Source organism: Anaerovibrio sp. (genome assembly GCF_024697385.1).
Classification (GTDB): domain Bacteria; phylum Bacillota; class Negativicutes; order Selenomonadales; family Selenomonadaceae; genus Anaerovibrio.
The window spans coordinates 34,316-52,008 of record NZ_JAILFV010000095.1 but is presented as its reverse complement, the minus strand read 5'-3'; the positions used below and the strand labels follow the sequence as shown (position 1 = coordinate 52,008).

16 protein-coding genes are annotated in these 17,693 nt (G+C 45.1%); all 16 read left to right on the top strand.

The genetic code is table 11. From position 1 onward, the window contains the following. The first annotated feature begins 5 nt into the window (after positions 1 to 5). The gene (locus K6C05_RS05055) at positions 6 to 638 is read left to right on the top strand and encodes a sigma-70 family RNA polymerase sigma factor (protein WP_296732012.1); all 633 of its coding nucleotides are present in this window, start codon (positions 6 to 8) and stop codon (positions 636 to 638) included. Between the two features lie 128 nt (positions 639 to 766). Next, the gene (locus K6C05_RS05050) at positions 767 to 1,309 is read left to right on the top strand and encodes a hypothetical protein (RefSeq protein ID WP_296732006.1); all 543 of its coding nucleotides are present in this window, start codon (positions 767 to 769) and stop codon (positions 1,307 to 1,309) included. A 51-nt stretch (positions 1,310 to 1,360) separates the two neighbouring features. Then, positions 1,361 to 3,301, top strand: a complete 1,941-nt coding sequence (locus K6C05_RS05045) for a BamA/TamA family outer membrane protein (RefSeq protein ID WP_296732003.1) — start codon at positions 1,361 to 1,363, stop codon at positions 3,299 to 3,301. Continuing rightward, positions 3,301 to 4,641, top strand: a complete 1,341-nt coding sequence (locus K6C05_RS05040) for an acylphosphatase (RefSeq protein WP_296732000.1) — start codon at positions 3,301 to 3,303, stop codon at positions 4,639 to 4,641. The genes K6C05_RS05045 and K6C05_RS05040 overlap by 1 nt, the downstream gene beginning before the upstream one ends. Positions 4,642 to 4,770: 129 nt before the next feature. Next, the gene (locus K6C05_RS05035; RefSeq protein ID WP_296731997.1) at positions 4,771 to 5,235 is read left to right on the top strand and encodes an OmpH family outer membrane protein; all 465 of its coding nucleotides are present in this window, start codon (positions 4,771 to 4,773) and stop codon (positions 5,233 to 5,235) included. Positions 5,236 to 5,311: 76 nt separating this feature from the next. Next, complete coding sequence (locus K6C05_RS05030; RefSeq protein WP_296731996.1) at positions 5,312 to 6,373, top strand: hypothetical protein; 1,062 nt, start codon at positions 5,312 to 5,314, stop codon at positions 6,371 to 6,373. Positions 6,374 to 6,392: 19 nt separating this feature from the next. Continuing rightward, positions 6,393 to 6,842, top strand: a complete 450-nt coding sequence (locus tag K6C05_RS05025) for an OmpH family outer membrane protein (RefSeq protein ID WP_296731994.1) — start codon at positions 6,393 to 6,395, stop codon at positions 6,840 to 6,842. A gap of 14 nt (positions 6,843 to 6,856) precedes the next feature. After that, the gene (gene lpxD, locus K6C05_RS05020) at positions 6,857 to 7,879 is read left to right on the top strand and encodes a UDP-3-O-(3-hydroxymyristoyl)glucosamine N-acyltransferase (RefSeq protein WP_296731992.1); all 1,023 of its coding nucleotides are present in this window, start codon (positions 6,857 to 6,859) and stop codon (positions 7,877 to 7,879) included. A 201-nt stretch (positions 7,880 to 8,080) separates the two neighbouring features. Further along, positions 8,081 to 8,959, top strand: coding sequence for a lysophospholipid acyltransferase family protein (locus K6C05_RS05015; RefSeq protein WP_296732055.1), 879 nt, complete (start codon positions 8,081 to 8,083; stop codon positions 8,957 to 8,959). Positions 8,960 to 9,026: 67 nt separating this feature from the next. Further along, on the top strand, positions 9,027 to 9,857 hold the full coding sequence (gene lpxC, locus K6C05_RS05010) for a UDP-3-O-acyl-N-acetylglucosamine deacetylase (protein ID WP_296731988.1): 831 nt from the start codon (positions 9,027 to 9,029) through the stop codon (positions 9,855 to 9,857). 42 nt (positions 9,858 to 9,899) lie between these two features. Further along, positions 9,900 to 10,340, top strand: coding sequence for a 3-hydroxyacyl-ACP dehydratase FabZ (gene fabZ, locus K6C05_RS05005; protein ID WP_296731986.1), 441 nt, complete (start codon positions 9,900 to 9,902; stop codon positions 10,338 to 10,340). Between the two features lie 155 nt (positions 10,341 to 10,495). Then, positions 10,496 to 11,338, top strand: a complete 843-nt coding sequence (lpxA, locus tag K6C05_RS05000) for an acyl-ACP--UDP-N-acetylglucosamine O-acyltransferase (protein WP_296731982.1) — start codon at positions 10,496 to 10,498, stop codon at positions 11,336 to 11,338. 16 nt (positions 11,339 to 11,354) lie between these two features. Beyond that, positions 11,355 to 12,164: a UDP-2,3-diacylglucosamine diphosphatase LpxI gene (lpxI, locus tag K6C05_RS04995; RefSeq protein WP_296731980.1), complete on the top strand. Its 810-nt coding sequence runs from the start codon at positions 11,355 to 11,357 to the stop codon at positions 12,162 to 12,164. Between the two features lie 133 nt (positions 12,165 to 12,297). Further along, positions 12,298 to 13,458 (top strand): lipid-A-disaccharide synthase, encoded by a 1,161-nt coding sequence (gene lpxB, locus K6C05_RS04990; protein ID WP_296731979.1) that lies wholly within the window; start codon positions 12,298 to 12,300, stop codon positions 13,456 to 13,458. Further along, positions 13,455 to 15,185, top strand: a complete 1,731-nt coding sequence (gene msbA, locus K6C05_RS04985) for a lipid A export permease/ATP-binding protein MsbA (RefSeq protein WP_296731977.1) — start codon at positions 13,455 to 13,457, stop codon at positions 15,183 to 15,185. Before lpxB ends, msbA begins: the two co-directional genes overlap by 4 nt. A 21-nt stretch (positions 15,186 to 15,206) precedes the next feature. Beyond that, entirely contained in the window at positions 15,207 to 17,690 is a 2,484-nt protein-coding gene (gene lpxK, locus K6C05_RS04980) for a tetraacyldisaccharide 4'-kinase (RefSeq protein WP_296732052.1), read from the top strand. Positions 17,691 to 17,693: the final 3 nt, after the last annotated feature.

Genomic DNA, 17,693 nt, shown 5'->3' with positions numbered 1-17,693 from the left:
GAACTATGAATTTGGCAGATTATGTTCAGGAACTAAATAAGGTAAAAATTCTGGAACCTGATGTTGAAAGACAGCTGTGGCATGATTTTAAGGTGAATCACCATATGGATGCCCGCAGCCGTTTGATTGAAGCCTATCAGCCCCTTGTTTTCAGAACAGCACTTCCCTTCCGTTCATTAGACAACATCATGGATGTTATCCAGGAAGGAACGGTGGGTCTGATTGAGTCGGTTGAGAGCTTTGACCCCAATAAGGGGGTGGCGTTCAGCTTGTATGCTGTCTTCCGCATAAGGGGAAGGATGTATCGGTTTCTGAAGGAGGAAGGTAGAGCTGATATTGCCTGCTTGGAGGACAACCAGAAATCCGGGGGCTCTCTTTTGGATATGTTGGCCGATACGGGGACTTCCGTGCCGGAAATAGCCGAGATTCATGCCGCATCTGATATTGTCATGGAGGCTATGGACAGACTTCCTACCCGGGAGCAGCTGGTTCTTGACCAGGTATATGTACACAGCAAGGATGTCAAGAGCGTGGCTGATATGATGAATGTCAGTACAGCCCATATATACAGGTTGCAAAAAAGTGGTGTCCGCCGTATCAGGGGGATGTTGTCCAAATTTATGCATAATTGGAAATAAGCTGATTACGGTAGGAAACAGAAGAATTTTTCAAAATATTGGGAAATTTAAGCTAAAATTCGTTAATTTGCCATTTTATTCTGAAGTGATATGTGTAACTTTATTCATAGGAGCTTTAGGAGGCAAATATGAACAGACGGCAAAAGGTAAGAAAACATATATCAGCTGCAAAGGATTGGCTGGGACGCGCGGAAAATTCCATAGATAAGGAAAATGACGTGCGCAGTGATTTAGATATGATGTTGGCTCAGGCTGAGCTGCAGCATGCACAGGAGACCAAAATGAGGTGTGCCTGGAAAAAATGGCTGTTGCGGACAGCTCCTTTGCTTTTGGCTATATTGATAGGCGCAGGTTATATTTTATTTCTGCATTACAATCGTGCAGATATACCAGTGACTGCTGATGAAAGTGTTGGCGGTCAGGAAAATGTAATTGTTAAGGATGCAGATAAAAGAATTCAGGTAGATGTGATATTGCCTTCCGGGGCAGGGAGTGGGACTGTGGATGAAATCAAACCGGTGAGTCCTGAAGCATCTGCTGTAAAGAGTGAATCATCCAGTGCCTCGGGAGATGTAAAAGTTGACGAGCCGCCGGAAAATCAGGCGGGGAAACTTCCTGAGGCTGATATGCAGAGGCTGATGCAGTCTGCAGGAAAAACATTGAGGGAATAATCTAATTATTTTAGAGATTTCTATAGACAAAGAATGTGGGAGGTATTTTCTTTGAGATTTAGTTCAAAGCTTTCAAAAAAGAATTATAGGTCTTTGGCTTGTGCCTTGGCTGTAATGACTAGTTTTACCATGGTTCAGACTGCCAGTGCAGAGACGGTGGCTGATGCGCCGGCTGTGACAAGTGAAGCTCCGGCAGCTCCTGCAGAGACTAATGAGGCAGGAAAAGCTGCTGCAGTAACCAATAACGCCCCTGCAGCTAATGATAATGAGGTTGGTGGTGCATCCGCCCTGGCAAGGAGCAAATGGGAAGCAAAGAGACCTTCGGATGCCACTGTTACCAATGCAGCCCAGCGTTTGGTCGGGCGGACTATTATGGCTATCGAATTTGAAGGCATTACAGATGATGTAATCAAAACTGCTGAGGCATCATTAAGCAGTAAGGTGGGCGATAAATTAACCATTGATATGCTCACCAAGGATGCCAATAATATTTATGATACAGGATATTTCTATGATTTGTACCCAAGCTTCAAGGAGCTTCCTGAAGGTGTTGTGCTGACTTATCATGTGTTTTCCACACCTATAGTCAAGTCAATTGAGATCAAGGGCAATACATCCATTGAATCCACAGACAGCTTGCTGGGTGTCATGCAGCTCAAGCCAGGTGACAGACTTAACAGACATGCCCTGCAGGAGGATATGGCTGCCATAAAGAAAAAGTACGCCAAGGATGGTTATGTCATGGCCAAGGTTCATGACATGGGTATCAGTGATGATGGCGCATTAAGTATTGAGGTTAATGAAGGTGTTTTGGAAGGCTATAAAATCAAGGGCCTGAAAAAGACCAAGGAAAAGGTTATTTTGCGTGAGCTCCGTACTGTGGTGGGTAAGCCATTGAACAAGAAGGATATGGTGCGCAGCTATCAGCGCATTACCAACCTGAATTATTTTGAATCCGTGGATATGAAGCCAATCCCAGGAGTCGAGCCAAATGCGTGTATCCTGGAGATTGATATTACAGAGAAAAATACCGGAACCTTTGGTGTAGGTGCCGGCTATAGTACATCAGACGGTATTATCGGAATGATAAACGTCGGTGATACCAATTTCCGTGGTGTTGGAGATGCTGTAAACCTGGTGTTCACCATGAGTGGTGACTCCAAGGATGCCCGTGGATGGTCATTTTCCTATCGTCGCCCATGGCTGGATAAGCGGGAAACATCGGGAATAATCAGACTGTATAACCGTACTTATGTTTATAATGACTATAATGAAAGTGGTAGCCTGGTGGAGGAAATGCTCCGTAAGGCTTCCGGCTTTGAGTTTGGTTTTACCCGTCCACAGAGTGAGTATTCTTCAAACAGCATTTATTTCCGCAACAAGAAGGATACTTATGATCAGCATAAGAGCGGCTCTGTAGATCGCAGTACTTCCGACTATGCTGCTTGGCGCAATAAGAATTTCGGCCTTACCAGATCTATTACCTTTACCCATGCTACAGATACAAGGGATAACATCATGTATCCTACCTCCGGGCACAGTGTGGCCCTGGGTGTTGAATGGGCAGGACTTGGCGGTGATTTCAAGTATTGGAAGTATACCATTGATGATGCTGTTTACAGAAAGGTCGGACGCAATCAGATATTGGCGTTCCATACCTCCTATGGTCATTCTACAAGTGATTTGACTGAATTCGCCAAGTTCCGTCTTGGTGGTCAGGATTCCATCCGTGGTTACCGTGATGATCAGTTCCGTGGTAACAGTATGTTCCTGGAAACCATTGAATTCAGGTTCCCTCTGGGTAGCAAAATGAAGGGTGCTATCTTTACAGATCATGGTGCTGCCTGGAATAATGGCTGGCTCCCTAAGCACTTCCACAGCAGTATAGGTGTGGGAATGATGATTGATACGCCTGTAGGTCCTATACGCCTTGATTTGGGTCACGGCTCTCAGGGCAACAGAGTGCACTTTAATATTGGAACATCCTTCTGATGGTTGCCGTATTTATAGACCATACCAAGTTCATAAGGTTTTCCATCAGGCTGCTTTTACTGCTGGCTATTACCTGTATGCCAGGCAGTGGGAGCTGTCAGGCAGCCTCCGGTCCTGTAGGTGCCAGAGTAGAGGTGGTTTCTGCTGAGGTATATGGTAATATCCACATACCTACCGATGTAAAGGTGCGGATGGAAAAAAGCGTGCAGGCAATTGGCGTGCAGCTTTTGGAAGGTCATACTGTTCAGGAAGTAAAGCAACGGAAGACCCATTATGAAGACATTATCCGGCAGGTGTTTGATAAGGTTCTGGTGGGATATACCGTTGAGGGAGCAAGTATAACAGCGGATTCCTCATTGAAAATTTCGGTGAAGCTGCTATCCTGGAATGACAGGATAGATAAGCTTTCTGTTGAAACTAAAATTATAGGTATGCCTGAAGAGGTTGAAAAACTGCTGATGAAGGATATATCCGGTATTGACACTTTGTTTGATGACCTGCTTCTGGATTTGCCGGTAGCAGCAGTGGACTGGTCAAATGGTGTTGTTAAGCATCGGCTGAATGAGTTTATGGCCAAGAGGGCACCTGAATTCAGGGCTGATTTTGAACTGTCGGTAGATGAGGATACAAAGGTATTCATAGATATTTATCCTTTGCTGCCTGTGGTGAGGACCGTTGATTTAAGTATGCGTTCTGATACATTGCCAAATGCAGCGTTGCTGACACAGCGGCAAAATATGCAGGACGGTGCCGATATGTTTGTTGGTGTACCGGTGGCTTTTGTGAGCAGACATCAGGATGTCATTCAACAGCTATTGGAAAGGCGTGTGGATGATACTTCAGGGGCCAGAAGCTGGGGTGTCCATACTACGGTGACCATTATTCCAAAAGAACGCATGGGTGTAATGAGCAGGTCTAATTCTGATAAATATTTCCTGCGGTTTGAAGGGCGGGCCGAAATCGGTCACAGCAGGGATGATCGTGAAAATGATAGTGGAGTTATGGTTCGCGGCATTGTTGGCAAACAATTCAATAATGGTGATGGAGTATTTACCCTATTGGATTTTTTCCCGCAGCATGCTCATTGGAACTGGGATATTGGTTATTACAGGGACCTGCTTCCAGGTCTTAGGGGGCATGTCCGTTATGATATCAAGGATAAGTATTGGAAAGGCGCCCTGCAATATGACCTTACCGGTCGGTGGTCTGTTTTGTATGAATACCGGGAGAAAAACTCGATTAACGAGATTGCCCTGCGCTATAAACTTCACGATTTTTTAAGTGTGGAATGTGCAATGGATAATCATGATAAATGGTTGCGATTTATAGGTTATTTTTAATTATCTTATTGAATGAACAATGAGAGTTTGTTATAATAAGTGCAGTTATGTGGCTGGCTTGTCCGTGTTCAATGAAATAGGACATGGGGGACAGCAGCGTATATTCTAAGTGAAAAGAAGGAGAAAAATATGATTCAGTTAAAGAAAACTCAGGTTAAGATTATCAGCGTGCTTATTGCACTGGTATTTGTAGGCAGTGTTGTGGCACTGGCATTATCACAGTCCAATAACAGCATCGCTTCTGCAGCAGCATCTTCAAATGTTGGCGTAGTTGATTATCAGCAGTTTGGTGCCCTTAAGGATTATACTGATGTACAGGCCCAGATGGAAAAGCTGGCAAAGGATGCAGAGGCTGAATTTAAAGAAAAGTCTGCTAATATGAATGATCAGCAGAAGCAGGAGTATTATCAGCAGACCATGCAGCGCCTTCAGCAGCAGCACAACGACATGATGGAGCCTATCCGCCAGAAGATTGATGCAGCCGTAAAAGAGGTTGCTGAAGCAAAGGGTATCACCGTAGTTCTGAATAAGGAAGCTGTTGTTTATGGCGGTACTGACCTTACTCAGGATGTTATCAAGAAGCTGAATAAGTAATTTTTGTCTGTAATATAATTATTTTGGTGCCGAGCACAGTAGGTGCTCGGTACTTTATTACTAGAGGGGGATTCTTATGGCTGTTGAGGAGCGTAATGCAGAAAAGAAAAATAACAGCTTAAGAACGAAGTACTTGGGTGCTGGTATGGCCACTATTGCTGTTATTGTTATAGTGGTTCTTTTCCTTTTCTTCAAAAATAATGATTCCCACCCCCAGCAGGATGAGCCACAAATCGGGGTTTTGGATATGCAGACTTTGATCAGGTCCCATCGTGATTATGGAAAGCTACAGACCATGATGCGGGAGGCAGCCAGTCTGTCAGCGCAAGTCAGCCTTGATAATTTTGAATTCACCATGAAACAGATGGATGCAGAGAAAAAGCTCTTTGATGACGAGGCCCGGCAAAAGACCAATCTGGAGATGATTACCAGACATTCTCAGAAGATGGAGGAGCTGCAGGCCCGTTCTGATGAAATATACAAAAGAATGAAGCCACTGTTTGATCAGGAGCGTGATGCGATTGACAAAGAGTATGGGAACAGGATATTAAATCTCCAGCTCAAGGCTGATAATGCAATAGTTCTGGAATTGAGTGATGATCAGAAAAAGGCCATAGAAGCCGAATGGAAACAGCTCAAGGAAGAACGCAATCAAAAGCAAAATGAATTACTGGAGGCCCAGCAGGCCCGTTTTGAACAGCAGGTCGAAGCAGAAATTGGAGAAGAACGACGCAGGATGATTGCTGAAAGGGATACCATAAGAAATCAGTCCCAGATGGAAGCAATACAGCACATGACGCAGGTACAGGACCGCAACACCCAGGCGGTTAATGATGCTTTACAGCCTATACAGCAAAAGATGAATATGGCAAAGAAAAGGGCTGCACTGGAAATTAAGCTGACGGAAATAAAACTTTTAAGGCAGAAAATTTTTGATGATATTTCCGGCAGGGCAGCCAAGTTGGCAATCATTCATCATCTTAGTCTGATTATTGCAGATCCTGTGGATAATATTCGGGGGATGGAGTATGATTCTTTGGGGATCGGTGACTGGCGTGAGCTGCGTTCTCCGGTTATTGGAATCAATACCATGGATCTTACCGATGAAATGCTGCAGGAAATGAAAAATATACAGTAATGGAAAGAGGAAATGTACGATGAAGGCAAAGAAAAAATCGTTATTTTTAATGTTAATGGCAGTTTGTGTTATGCTTGTAACTGCCGGATGTGGCAAGGTCAATATAGGCTATGTTGATTATACCCGTATACAGCAGGAGGCTCCTCAGGTAAAAAGCTCTATGGATGAGATGAAGACCCGTATGGAGGATTTCCAGAAGGATGCAGAAAAGCAGCTCCAGGAGCACGCTGCCAATATTAATTCTGAAGAGGATGTCCAGAAACTGCAGGATTTGCAGCAGCAGCTCAGGATGCAGGGTGCAGGTATTCAGCAGCAGTATGCTACCCAGGTGCAGACAAAGATTTATGCAGCAATGGATGGCATAGCCCAGGAAAAGAAGTTGGATGCTGTAATTAAGAGCAATGGTAAGGACAGTATGATTTCTGGTGGCATTGATGTTACTGATGAGGTCATAGCAAAGCTCCAGTAAGAGGAGAAAATATTATGAAAATGACACTACAGGAGATCGCGAAGCTGGTAGGTGGTCGCCTTGAAGGCGATTCTTCCATTGTTATCAGCAGTGTAAATAACATAGAGGGCGCTGACAATGCTTCCATTACCTTTGCTGATGAGGCTCATGTGGAGGCAGCTGCCGTTTCCAAGGCCGGTGCAGTGTTATTGCCAAATACTGTAAAAACAGATTTTCCATTGCCGGCGATTTATGTGGAGGATACCAGAGCAGCTTTTGCAGTTCTGTTGACCACATTTTTCCCTCCAATACGCCATGAAAAGGGAATAAGTGAAGATGCCCACATTGGCAAGGATGTAACAATCGGTGAAGGCGTTACTATCCTGCCTTTTGCTTATGTGGATGACCATGCGGTGATAGGCGATGGCGTTACCATATATCCTCATGTATATGTGGGACAATATTCTGAGATTGGTGATTACACAGTACTGTATTCCAGTGTTACCATTAGGGAACACTGTAAGGTCGGTAAAAGGGTAATCATTCACAGCTCTGCTGTAATAGGGGCCGATGGTTTTGGCTTCACTACAAAGGATGGTATCCATACCAAGGTACCACAGGTTGGCAATGTTGTTCTGGAGGATGATGTGGAAATAGGGGCCCATGCCGGTATCGACCGGGCCACTATAGGATCTACAATAATAGGTCATGGTACCAAGGTGGATAATCTGGTACACATTGGACATAACTGCCATATTGGAGCCAATAATCTGATCGTTGCTCAGGTGGGAATATCCGGTTCCACCAATACAGGTGACAATGTTACCTTTGGTGGTCAGACAGGTACAGTCGGTCATATTAATATCGGTGGGAATTCTGTGTTTGCTGCCCGAAGCGGTATAATCGGCAATACTCCGGAGGGAGTATTTTACGCCGGGTTCCCGGCCCGTCCTCACCAGGAGTGGCTGAGAATGCAGGCCCATTTGCAGAAGATAACTGATATGAGTAAGAAAATTAAGGCTTTGGAAAAAAAGCTGGCTGAACTGAATACAAAATAAAAAAAGCTGCCTTGGGGCAGCTTTTTTTCCGATAAGGCAGGCATTGACCTGTTCCTTTAACAGGGACAGCCAATGATGATGGACAGCCATGTCCTTCGTGACCTGTGTTGGCTTGACTATTCGCTGTTCAAGAGTAAAATTTATATTAATGGTCGATTTATATGCTTATTCAGGAAAAGATTCGGGTTGGAAGGAAATTTTATGGGATATTATTTGATGAAATTTTTTAGCTGGCTGGCATGTCGTTTTTCCATGGATTCCTGTAACAGTTTTGGAAGATGGTTGGGGAAAGTTACCTGGCTGCTTGTTCCGGCAAAAAGGAAAAGAATGGCAGTCGATAATATTATCCGCTGCCTGACCGTTGAGGAGACGGAAGCAGAGCGGATTGCAAGAGCCTCATGGATACAGTTTGGCCCAATGCTCATGGAGGTATTAAGGTATCCTGAGCTGATAAAAAATGATTTTATGAAGGAATATGTGTCCATTGAAGGCCTTGAGTATTTAATGGAGGCTATTAACCGTAAGCAGGGGGCGGTAATTGCAACTTCCCACAGCGACAGCTGGGAGCTTATGGGAGCAGCTCTGGCCTATTATGGTGTTCCCCTGGTGGGGGTGGCACGCAAGCAGAAAAACAGCGCCATGGACAGGTTTATTAATGAATATCGGACTCTTGTGGGCATGCATATTACCTATACAAGTGGGGTCAGGGAAATGTTTAATATGATTCAGGAGGGGTGGATGATTGGTTTAATCACTGATCAGGATCCCAGCCTTCGGGATGGAATTATCATAGAATTCTTTAACCGTAAGACCAATTGCTTTGTGGGACCGGCTACAATAGCACGCTCCAAGAAAGCACCTATCTTTCATGCTCAAATGATGCACAGGCCGGATGGCGGTCATCATATAAAGGTTTATCCGCCTGTTTATGTTGAACGGACCAAGGATAAGAAAAAGGATATTGAAGTTGCGACACAACACTTGATGGATGTGCTGGAAAGCCATATCAGAAAATATCCTGAGGACTGGTTCTGGCTCCATGACAGATGGAAGTCTGTTCGCAGTATAGGCCTTGATTAGTAAACTTGCAGTATTGATAATTATTCGCTAAAATTAAGATGATACGTTTTGTTAAGGAGGGCTGAATTTGGTTAATCAGACTACCCTTAACTCAGAAGTGAGTTATACAGGGGTTGGCCTGCATTCAGGAATAAATGTTGAAATGGTGCTGCAGCCGGCATCTGCTGATACTGGCATAGTGTTTGTAAGAAGTGACTTGCCAGGGAATCCACAGGTAAGGGCAATCGCAGCTAATGTGACATCGACTATGCGGGCAACGACAATTGAAGATAATGGAATCAAGGTGTTTACCATTGAACACCTGATGTCGGCATTTCATGCCATGGGAATTGATAATTGCCGAGTGCTCATGAATGCGGAGGAACCGCCTGTGGCTGATGGCAGCTGCAGAGCTTTTTGCGAGCTGATTCAGAAGGCAGGGGTTAAATCCCTGGAGGCGCCACGAAAGGAAATAATTATTGACAGGTTATACCGCGTTGATGATGGGGATAAGTTTGTCATTGCATTGCCTTATGATGGCTTCAGGGTGAGTTTTACCTCTATAAACCCTCATCCGCTCATTGGCATACAGTATGGAGACTATGAGATTTCCAGGGAGGTCTTTCAACGGGAGATTGCTCCGGCCAGAACTATTGCTTATGAAGCAGAGGTGGAGGCCCTGCGCAAAATGGGACTCGGCCTTGGGGGCACAATGGAAAATGTCATTGTGTATAATGATGAGGGCTGGATGAATGAGTTGATTTATCCCGATGAGCTGGTGAGGCACAAAATTTTGGATATAGTTGGCGATTTGCGGCTGACCGGCATTGTAAAGGGACATTTTATTGCAGTGAAATCGGGCCATGCATTGAATACCACATTGGCAAAATGTTTATATGACCAGTTTTGCAGAAAGTAAATATAAATAGAAAACTACGCTAAAAGAAAGAAGGTTTTTACCATGATATTAGAAATAGACGAGATTAAGAAAATTTTGCCTCATCGTGCACCTTTTCTTCTGGTTGACAGGATTATAGAAATTGATCCTTTTAAATCAGCAACAGGCATCAAGAATGTAACTTTCAATGAACCGCAATTTCATGGTCATTTTCCTCATAAGTCCATCATGCCTGGCGTTCTGATCCTTGAGGCCATGGCGCAGGTGGGGGGCATTGCCATGCTTTATCCTGAGGAAAACAGGGGGAAAATAGCTCTGTTTGGGGGCATGGATAATATTAAATTTAAAAAAATGGTTGTTCCGGGGGATCAGCTTATTATGAAGGCTGAGCTTATGAAAGTGCATGGCGACTATGGCCGCCTTCATGCAGAGGCTTTTGTTGATAATGTTTTTGCGGCACAGGGAGATTTTACTTTTGCCCTGCAGCGACCAGAAAATCAGTAATATGGGTATATTGCTGTGAAAAATGGAATAATTTTTAGTATTTGCCCATATATGGCTTATTTTCGCCAAAAATGAGATGTAACTGCTTATGACATTATATTAATTTATATAATAGTAGGTGCATATTATTGGGCATACTAAAGGAGTGTAGTTTTATGACAGATAATAACAATTCTGTTGCAGATATACATAAATTTGCTGTGGTACATCCAAATGCCAAGCTGGGGAAAAATGTCAAGATAGGACCATTTTCGGTGATTGGCGAGCATGTCGAGATAGGTGATGGTACTGAGATTGGACCTAGTGTAGTGCTTACCGGATGGACCAAAATTGGTAAGGATTGTCATATTTTTCAGGGGGCATCTGTAGGTGAGGAGCCTCAGGACCTGAAGTTTAAGGGAGAGCGCAGCTTCGTTGAAATAGGTGATCGTACCAAGATTCATGAATTTTGCACTGTGCATCGTGCCTGCGGGGAAGATGAAGTGACCCGTATAGGTGATGACTGTCTGCTGATGGCATATGTACATATAGCACATAACTGCGTTTTGGGAAATCATGTAGTTATGGCCAATGCAGCTATGATAGCAGGGCATGTAATCATCGAGGACCGGGCCGTTGTTGGTGGAATGGCAGGCTTTCATCAGTTCGTGCGTATTGGGCGCAATGCCATGGTGGGTGGCATGTCCCGGAATGTGCATGATATTGTGCCGTTTACATTGGTGGAGGGGTCTCCTGCCAAGGCCTGTGGGCTTAATACTATAGGTATGTCCCGGGCAGGCATTTCAATCGAATCACGCAAAAAGATAAAGCAGGCATACAAGCTGCTGTATCGTTCCGGGCTCAGGCTGGATGATGCCATTAAGGAAATCGAAAATCAGGTGGAATCCTGTGAGGAGGTAGAGCACCTCCTTACATTCCTGAAGAATGCTGACCGGGGAATCTGCCGTCCAAGTAACAGACATAATTCCAAGGATTCGGCAGACGACGCTGAGGATTAATTGGCGGAGGTTAAATATGGAAAAAATCGGGCTGTTGGCCGGTGTTGGCAGGTTGCCTGTAGAGTGTGCAATAGCTGCAGGGAAGCTGGGATATGAGGTATATGCTGTTGGTCTGATTCCCGGAGTGGATGAAGAACTGCAGGAATGTGTGGCCGGATATACAGATATCAATGTTGCCCAGTTGCAGGCTATAATAGATTATTTGAAAGAGAATGGTGTCCATAAGGTTACCATGTTGGGCAAGGTTACCAAGGAGATTTTATATAGTGGCCAACATGTTCAGCCGGATTTAAGGATGCTGTCACTTATATTTACCTTGCCGGACCGTAAGGATGATACCTTGATGCTGGCCTTTATTAATGAGTTGGCAAAGGACGGGCTGGAGGCCTTTGACCAGACTGAACTGATCAAGTCATTGATGCCTGCGGCCGGAGTGCTTACCAGGCGTCAACCTACTGATGATGAAATAAAAGATATGAAATTCGGTATGGAAATGGCCCGGGAAATAGGACGCTTGGATGTAGGGCAGACTGCAGTGGTCAAGAATCTGGGGGTTATGGCCCTGGAGGCTATAGAGGGTACAGATGCGTGTATCCGTCGTGGCGGTGAGCTGGCACGGGGAGGCGCAGTTGTTGCCAAGGTGGCAAAACCAAAACAGGATTTCAGATTTGATGTTCCTGCAGTGGGAGTTACTACACTGGAAAGTATGATTGCTGTAGGAGCCAAGGCGTTGGTAATAGAGGCCGGGCGAACGCTGCTGGTCGATAAGGCCAGGGTGGTAGAGCTGGCAGATGCAAATGACATAGCTATTGTTGTCATGGAATAGAAATTTAGTTCATATTAAAAGAAAGGGGCTGACGGAAGCAGTCCCTTTCTTGTGCATAAACAGGAAATGTGCGATAATATAGTGTAACGCATTTTGTATGATAAATCATTATGCTTCAGAAATGAGGGGGAAAATGTTAAAGATAATGTTTTCTGCCGGTGAGCCCTCCGGCGATCTGCACGGGGCCAGCTTGGCCAAGGCTGTGCTGGAAAAATGTCCTGATGCTGAATTAATTGGCTTTGGGGGTCCGCAAATGGCAGATGCCGGGGTACGCTTGTGTGCTGATATGCGTGAATATAGCGTAATGGGCGTTTGGGAAGTAATTAAAAACATTAGACGCATTTTTCTCCTTTTAAACAGGTTATGTGATTTTATGCGCAGTGAAAAACCGGATCTTCTGGTACTTATTGATTACCCTGATTTTAACTGGCGGTTGGCCGCTAAGGCAAAAGCAATGGGAATACCGGTTTTTTCCTATATTCCGCCCTCGGCCTGGGCATGGCGTAAGGGCCGGGCAAGGAAATGTGCTGCTGTTGCAGATGAGCTGGTGGCCATATTTCCTTTTGAGCTGCCTGTCTATGAGGCAGCAGGGGCGAATATATCATTTTGTGGCAATCCAATGCTTGATACTGTGAAGGCATCTATGTCAGCTGATGAGGCCAAAAAATATTTTTCGGTTTCGCCGGAAGCTGTACCGGTGCTTCTTTTGCCTGGGAGCAGAAGACAGGAAATTGCCAAATTGCTGCCACCAATGCTGGATGGGGCTAAATTGCTACAGGAGGATAATCCGCAGCTCGAATTTTATTTGCCTGTGGCCCCGGGAATAAGCCAGGACTTTTTGGAGGAATTTGCCGGGGATTGTGGTGTGGTTATTCACTATACCCGGGATCATACTTATGATTTAATGAATATCTGTCAGTTTGCTATTGCTACATCCGGTACAGTGGTACTGGAGGCAGCTATTATGGGATTGCCCTGTGTAGCCCTGTACCGTATGGCACCGTTAAATTATGCCATAGGCAAGCTGCTGGTGGATATAGATTATTTCACGCTGCCTAATATTTTGGCAGGCAAGGAGGTCCAAAAGGAGCTTCTGCAGGATGAGGTTACCGGTGCTGAGATATTCAGACAGGCCAGGAAGTATTATGCTTCACCGGATTACCGCAATATGGTCATAGATGGACTTGCTGCTGCGGTAAAACAGCTGGGCGAGCCTGGGGCTGCGTCCCGTGTGGCTGAAAGGATTATAGCGGCAGCCCGAGATAATGGGGCTGAGCTGGAGGTAAATCAATGAAGAATTATAAGCGTCTGCTTATGTATATAAAGCCATATATTAAACGGCTGCTGATGGCAGTGGTGTGTATTATTATGGCGGCAGGAGCCAATCTCTATCTGCCTTGGATCATCAAGGACATGATAGATAAGGTACTCCTGGACCGGGATATGTATATGCTGAATCTTATTGCCATAGGTATTTTGGTGGTTATGTTCATCAGGGGCGTATTCTATTATGGGCAGAGTTATCTTGTATCCTATGTAGGTGAGCGCGTTATCATAGATGTGAGAAGCGTTTTGTTTAAAAAGTTTCAGCGCATGCCGTTGTCTTACTATGATAAGACACAGACAGGTACGGTTATGAGCTATGTCACCAATGATGTTTCTGCCATGCAGAATGCCATTGTCAACAATCTTATTGAAATGGTCACAGAGTCATCGATTCTGATAGGTTCTCTGGTGATGATGGTGTACCTTGACTGGCGGCTTAGCATGCTGACATTGATGACTATTCCATTGGTCGGATATGCTATGAAGATTTTCGGGCGCAAGCTCAAATCATCAGGAACCTTGATTCAGGAGAGAATGGCAGATATTACCTCCATGCTTCAGGAAAGCATTTCTGCTATCAGGGTGGTCAAGTCATTTGTTAGGGAAGCCTATGAAATAAAACGGTTTGAGCGGGAAAATATTTTGAATTTCCAGGCGGCCATGAAAAATGTAAAGCTCATGAGTCTGCTTACACCAACCGTAGAATTTTTGGCTGCTGTGGCAGTTACCTTTATTGTTTGGTTTGGCGGATATGAAGTGGTTAACGAGACTATTACCGCCGGTGAACTGGTGGCCTTTTTGACTTATGCAGTCAATTTGGCCAACCCTGTCAAACGCCTCAGCCGTGTATATGGCAGTATCCAGAAGGCCATGGCCGCTGCTGACCGGGTGTTTGATGTAATGGATATGGATGAGAAAATCAAAAACCGCCCTGGTGCCGTTGAATTGCCGGCTGTTAAGGGCCGGGTGGTGTTCGATAATGTTACCTTCTCTTACAAGGAAGGACAGAATGCACTGTCCAATATAAATCTGGAAGCAGAGCCCGGACAGATGATAGCCCTGGTGGGTCCAAGCGGCAGCGGTAAATCCACAATTGCTAACCTTATTCCCCGATTCTATGATATTGATTCCGGGAGTATAAGTGTGGATGGCTATGATGTAAGAGATGTCACCACAGATTCCCTTAGGGAACAAATCGGGTTGGTCCCACAGGAAACCATGCTGTTCAGCACCACTGTGATGGAGAATATAAGATATGGCCGGCTGGATGCAACTGATGAGGAAATTATTGCTGCCTCCAAGGCTGCAAATGCAGATGAATTTATCGTTGAACTGCCGGAAGGCTACGATACCAAAATTGGTGAGCGGGGGCTGAATCTTTCCGGTGGACAGCGCCAACGACTGGCTATTGCCAGGGCTATTTTGAAAAATCCAAGGGTTTTAATCCTTGATGAAGCCACATCAGCTTTGGATACTGAAAGTGAGAAAATCGTTCAGGATGCTTTGGATAAGCTGATGCGTGGGCGTACCTCCTTTGTGATTGCCCACAGGCTGTCCACGATATTTAATGCCGATCAGATCTTTGTCATTGAGAATGGGCATGTTGTTGAGCATGGTACTCATGAGAAGCTGTTGGCCATGAATGGTCTGTATAGTAACCTATACAACATACAGTTCCGTAATAACAACGCATAAGCGAGGAGACATATATTAATGCTGCATTTAGTGTACAATATTACAGCTATACTGGTTGTTATACTGATGACACCGGTATTCTGTATTCGGGCTGTCCGGGAAAAAGGATTTGTTCAGAGAATCAAACAGCAGCTTGGTTTTTTGCCGAAGCATTCCCTGGACAAGGTTGTCCGTAAAAATTGTATATGGGTTCATGCTGCTTCGGTGGGGGAAATAGTCGCCGCCAGTCCTTTAATAACGGAATTTCATCGTAAATTTCCGCAAAGTCCGATATTGGTGTCTGTATTTACCAACAGCGGCTATGAAATGGCCAATCGCATAATAAAGGATGCAGACAGTATTATCCATTTTCCCTTTGATTTGCCCTGGTTATCAGCAAATCTCCTCTATCGTGTCCGCCCACGGGTTTTTATGCCTGTGGAGACTGAGTTATGGCCCAATTTTCTCAGGGCCTGCAAACGCCTGGATATCCCGGTATTGATGGTAAATGGCCGTATCAGTGATAAAAGCGTAAAGCGCTATCGCTATATGTACAGCCTGTGGGATGAAATTCTCAGTACCATTAAGGTTTTTGCCATGCAGTCCAGTGTGGATGCCGAAAATATAATAAAGCTTGGTGCAGACCCTGCGCTTGTTACTGTTACAGGCAACACCAAGTTTGATCAGACCTACACAAATGTAAGCGAAGAGGAAAAACATAATCTGCTGCTGGAATTGGGCCTGGATGACAATCAGGGAATCTTTTTGGCTGGTTCTACCCATAAAGGGGAGGAGGAGCATGTCCTGAAGGCCTATAACAATCTGAAAAGGCTGTTTCCGAAGGCTAAGCTGGTTATTGCTCCCCGGGCTATCCTGCGCACCAATACAATCCTGGAGCTTTGTGATCAATATTGCTTTAAGGCTGTTACCAGAACCCAGCTGCAGGAAAAATATTCCACAGATCATGATGTGGTAATACTCAATACAATTGGCGAGCTTGGCAAGATGTACAGTGTAGGGGATGTTATCTTTGTGGGGGGCAGCCTGGCACCCCATGGGGGACATAATATACTGGAGCCGGCAGCTCACGGTAAGGCGATTATCGTGGGGGATAATATGTTTAACTTCAAGGATACCCATACGCTGTTCAAGAACCGCAATGCAGTTGTCACTGTCAGTGACGGTAATCAGCTGGTGGATGAGGTGCAAAGACTGTTTCAGGATGATGATGAGCGTCATCGTATGGAGCGTGAAACCCTGTCCATCGTAAGTGAAAACCAGGGAGCTGCAGAACGGACCGCTGTAATATTGGGTGATTTACTGCAAAAGGTTGAGCAGAATAAGGTCAAGGCTACAGATAAGCTGGAAAACTTCCAGACCTATTTCATGCAGATAGTGCATAATAAAGAACCCCAGGGCTTTCTTACCCGTTGTGTGGTCCATATACTCTATCTCCTGTCTCATGTATACAGCTTGTTGGTCAACATTAAGCTGGACAGCTACAAATTTGGTATCTGCAAAAGTACCAGGCTTGATTGCTTTGTTATCAGTCTTGGTAATATAACTGTTGGAGGTACCGGCAAGACGCCTACTGCACAGCGAATGGCAAGGTATATCAGGGATATGGGCTACAAGGTGGTAATACTGAACCGTGGTTACCGTGCCAAATGGCAGGGGGAGGTTGGATTGGTTTCTGACGGCAAACATATTTATATGGAGGCTGATCAGGCTGGTGATGAGGCGTACATGCTGGCAAAGCATTTGCCGGATGTACCTGTACTCATTGGGGCGGATCGGTCCAAAACCGGACAGTATGCAGTCGATAACTTTGGGGCAGAGGTTGCAATCCTTGATGACGGTTTTCAGCATTGGAAGCTGGTAAGGGATATAGATGTGGTGCTTATAGATTCAGTAAATTTATTTGGCAATGGATATGTTTTGCCAAGGGGAACCCTGCGGGAGCCACTGAATCATCTGGAACGGGCTGATGTGTGCCTGATGACCAAGGTTGATCAGGGATTACCAGGATATAATAAATATGTCCGTGATCAGATAGCAAAATACGGTAAACAGCCTATTATTGTCGAAAGTATACATCATCCGCAGTCCTGTATTGAACTGTGTGAGTGGAAGCGGAATATTGCCGACGAGGGAATGCCTGTAACAATAATCAAAGGGAAAAAGGTAGTTGCCCTGTCAGCTATTGGCAATCCGGTGTCCTTTGAGCAGACTGTCTGCAGTACCGGTGCCGTCATAATTGAAAGCTTCCGTTTCCCGGATCATCATGAGTATACCCAGGAGGAAATGGTCGATGCCATGGAACAGGCTGTACGCCAAGGTGCAGAGGCTATTGTTACTACTGAGAAGGATGCGGTAAAGCTGCCTATGGAATTTTTGGCGGCTGTACCGGAGGATAAGGCGATTCCTGTGTATATCCTCACTGTAGAGGTGGTATTGCAGGATGGAAAAGATGAATTTGAGGCGATGCTCAGGGAAAAGCTTGAGGGTCGCAGGAAGAAAGGCTGATTT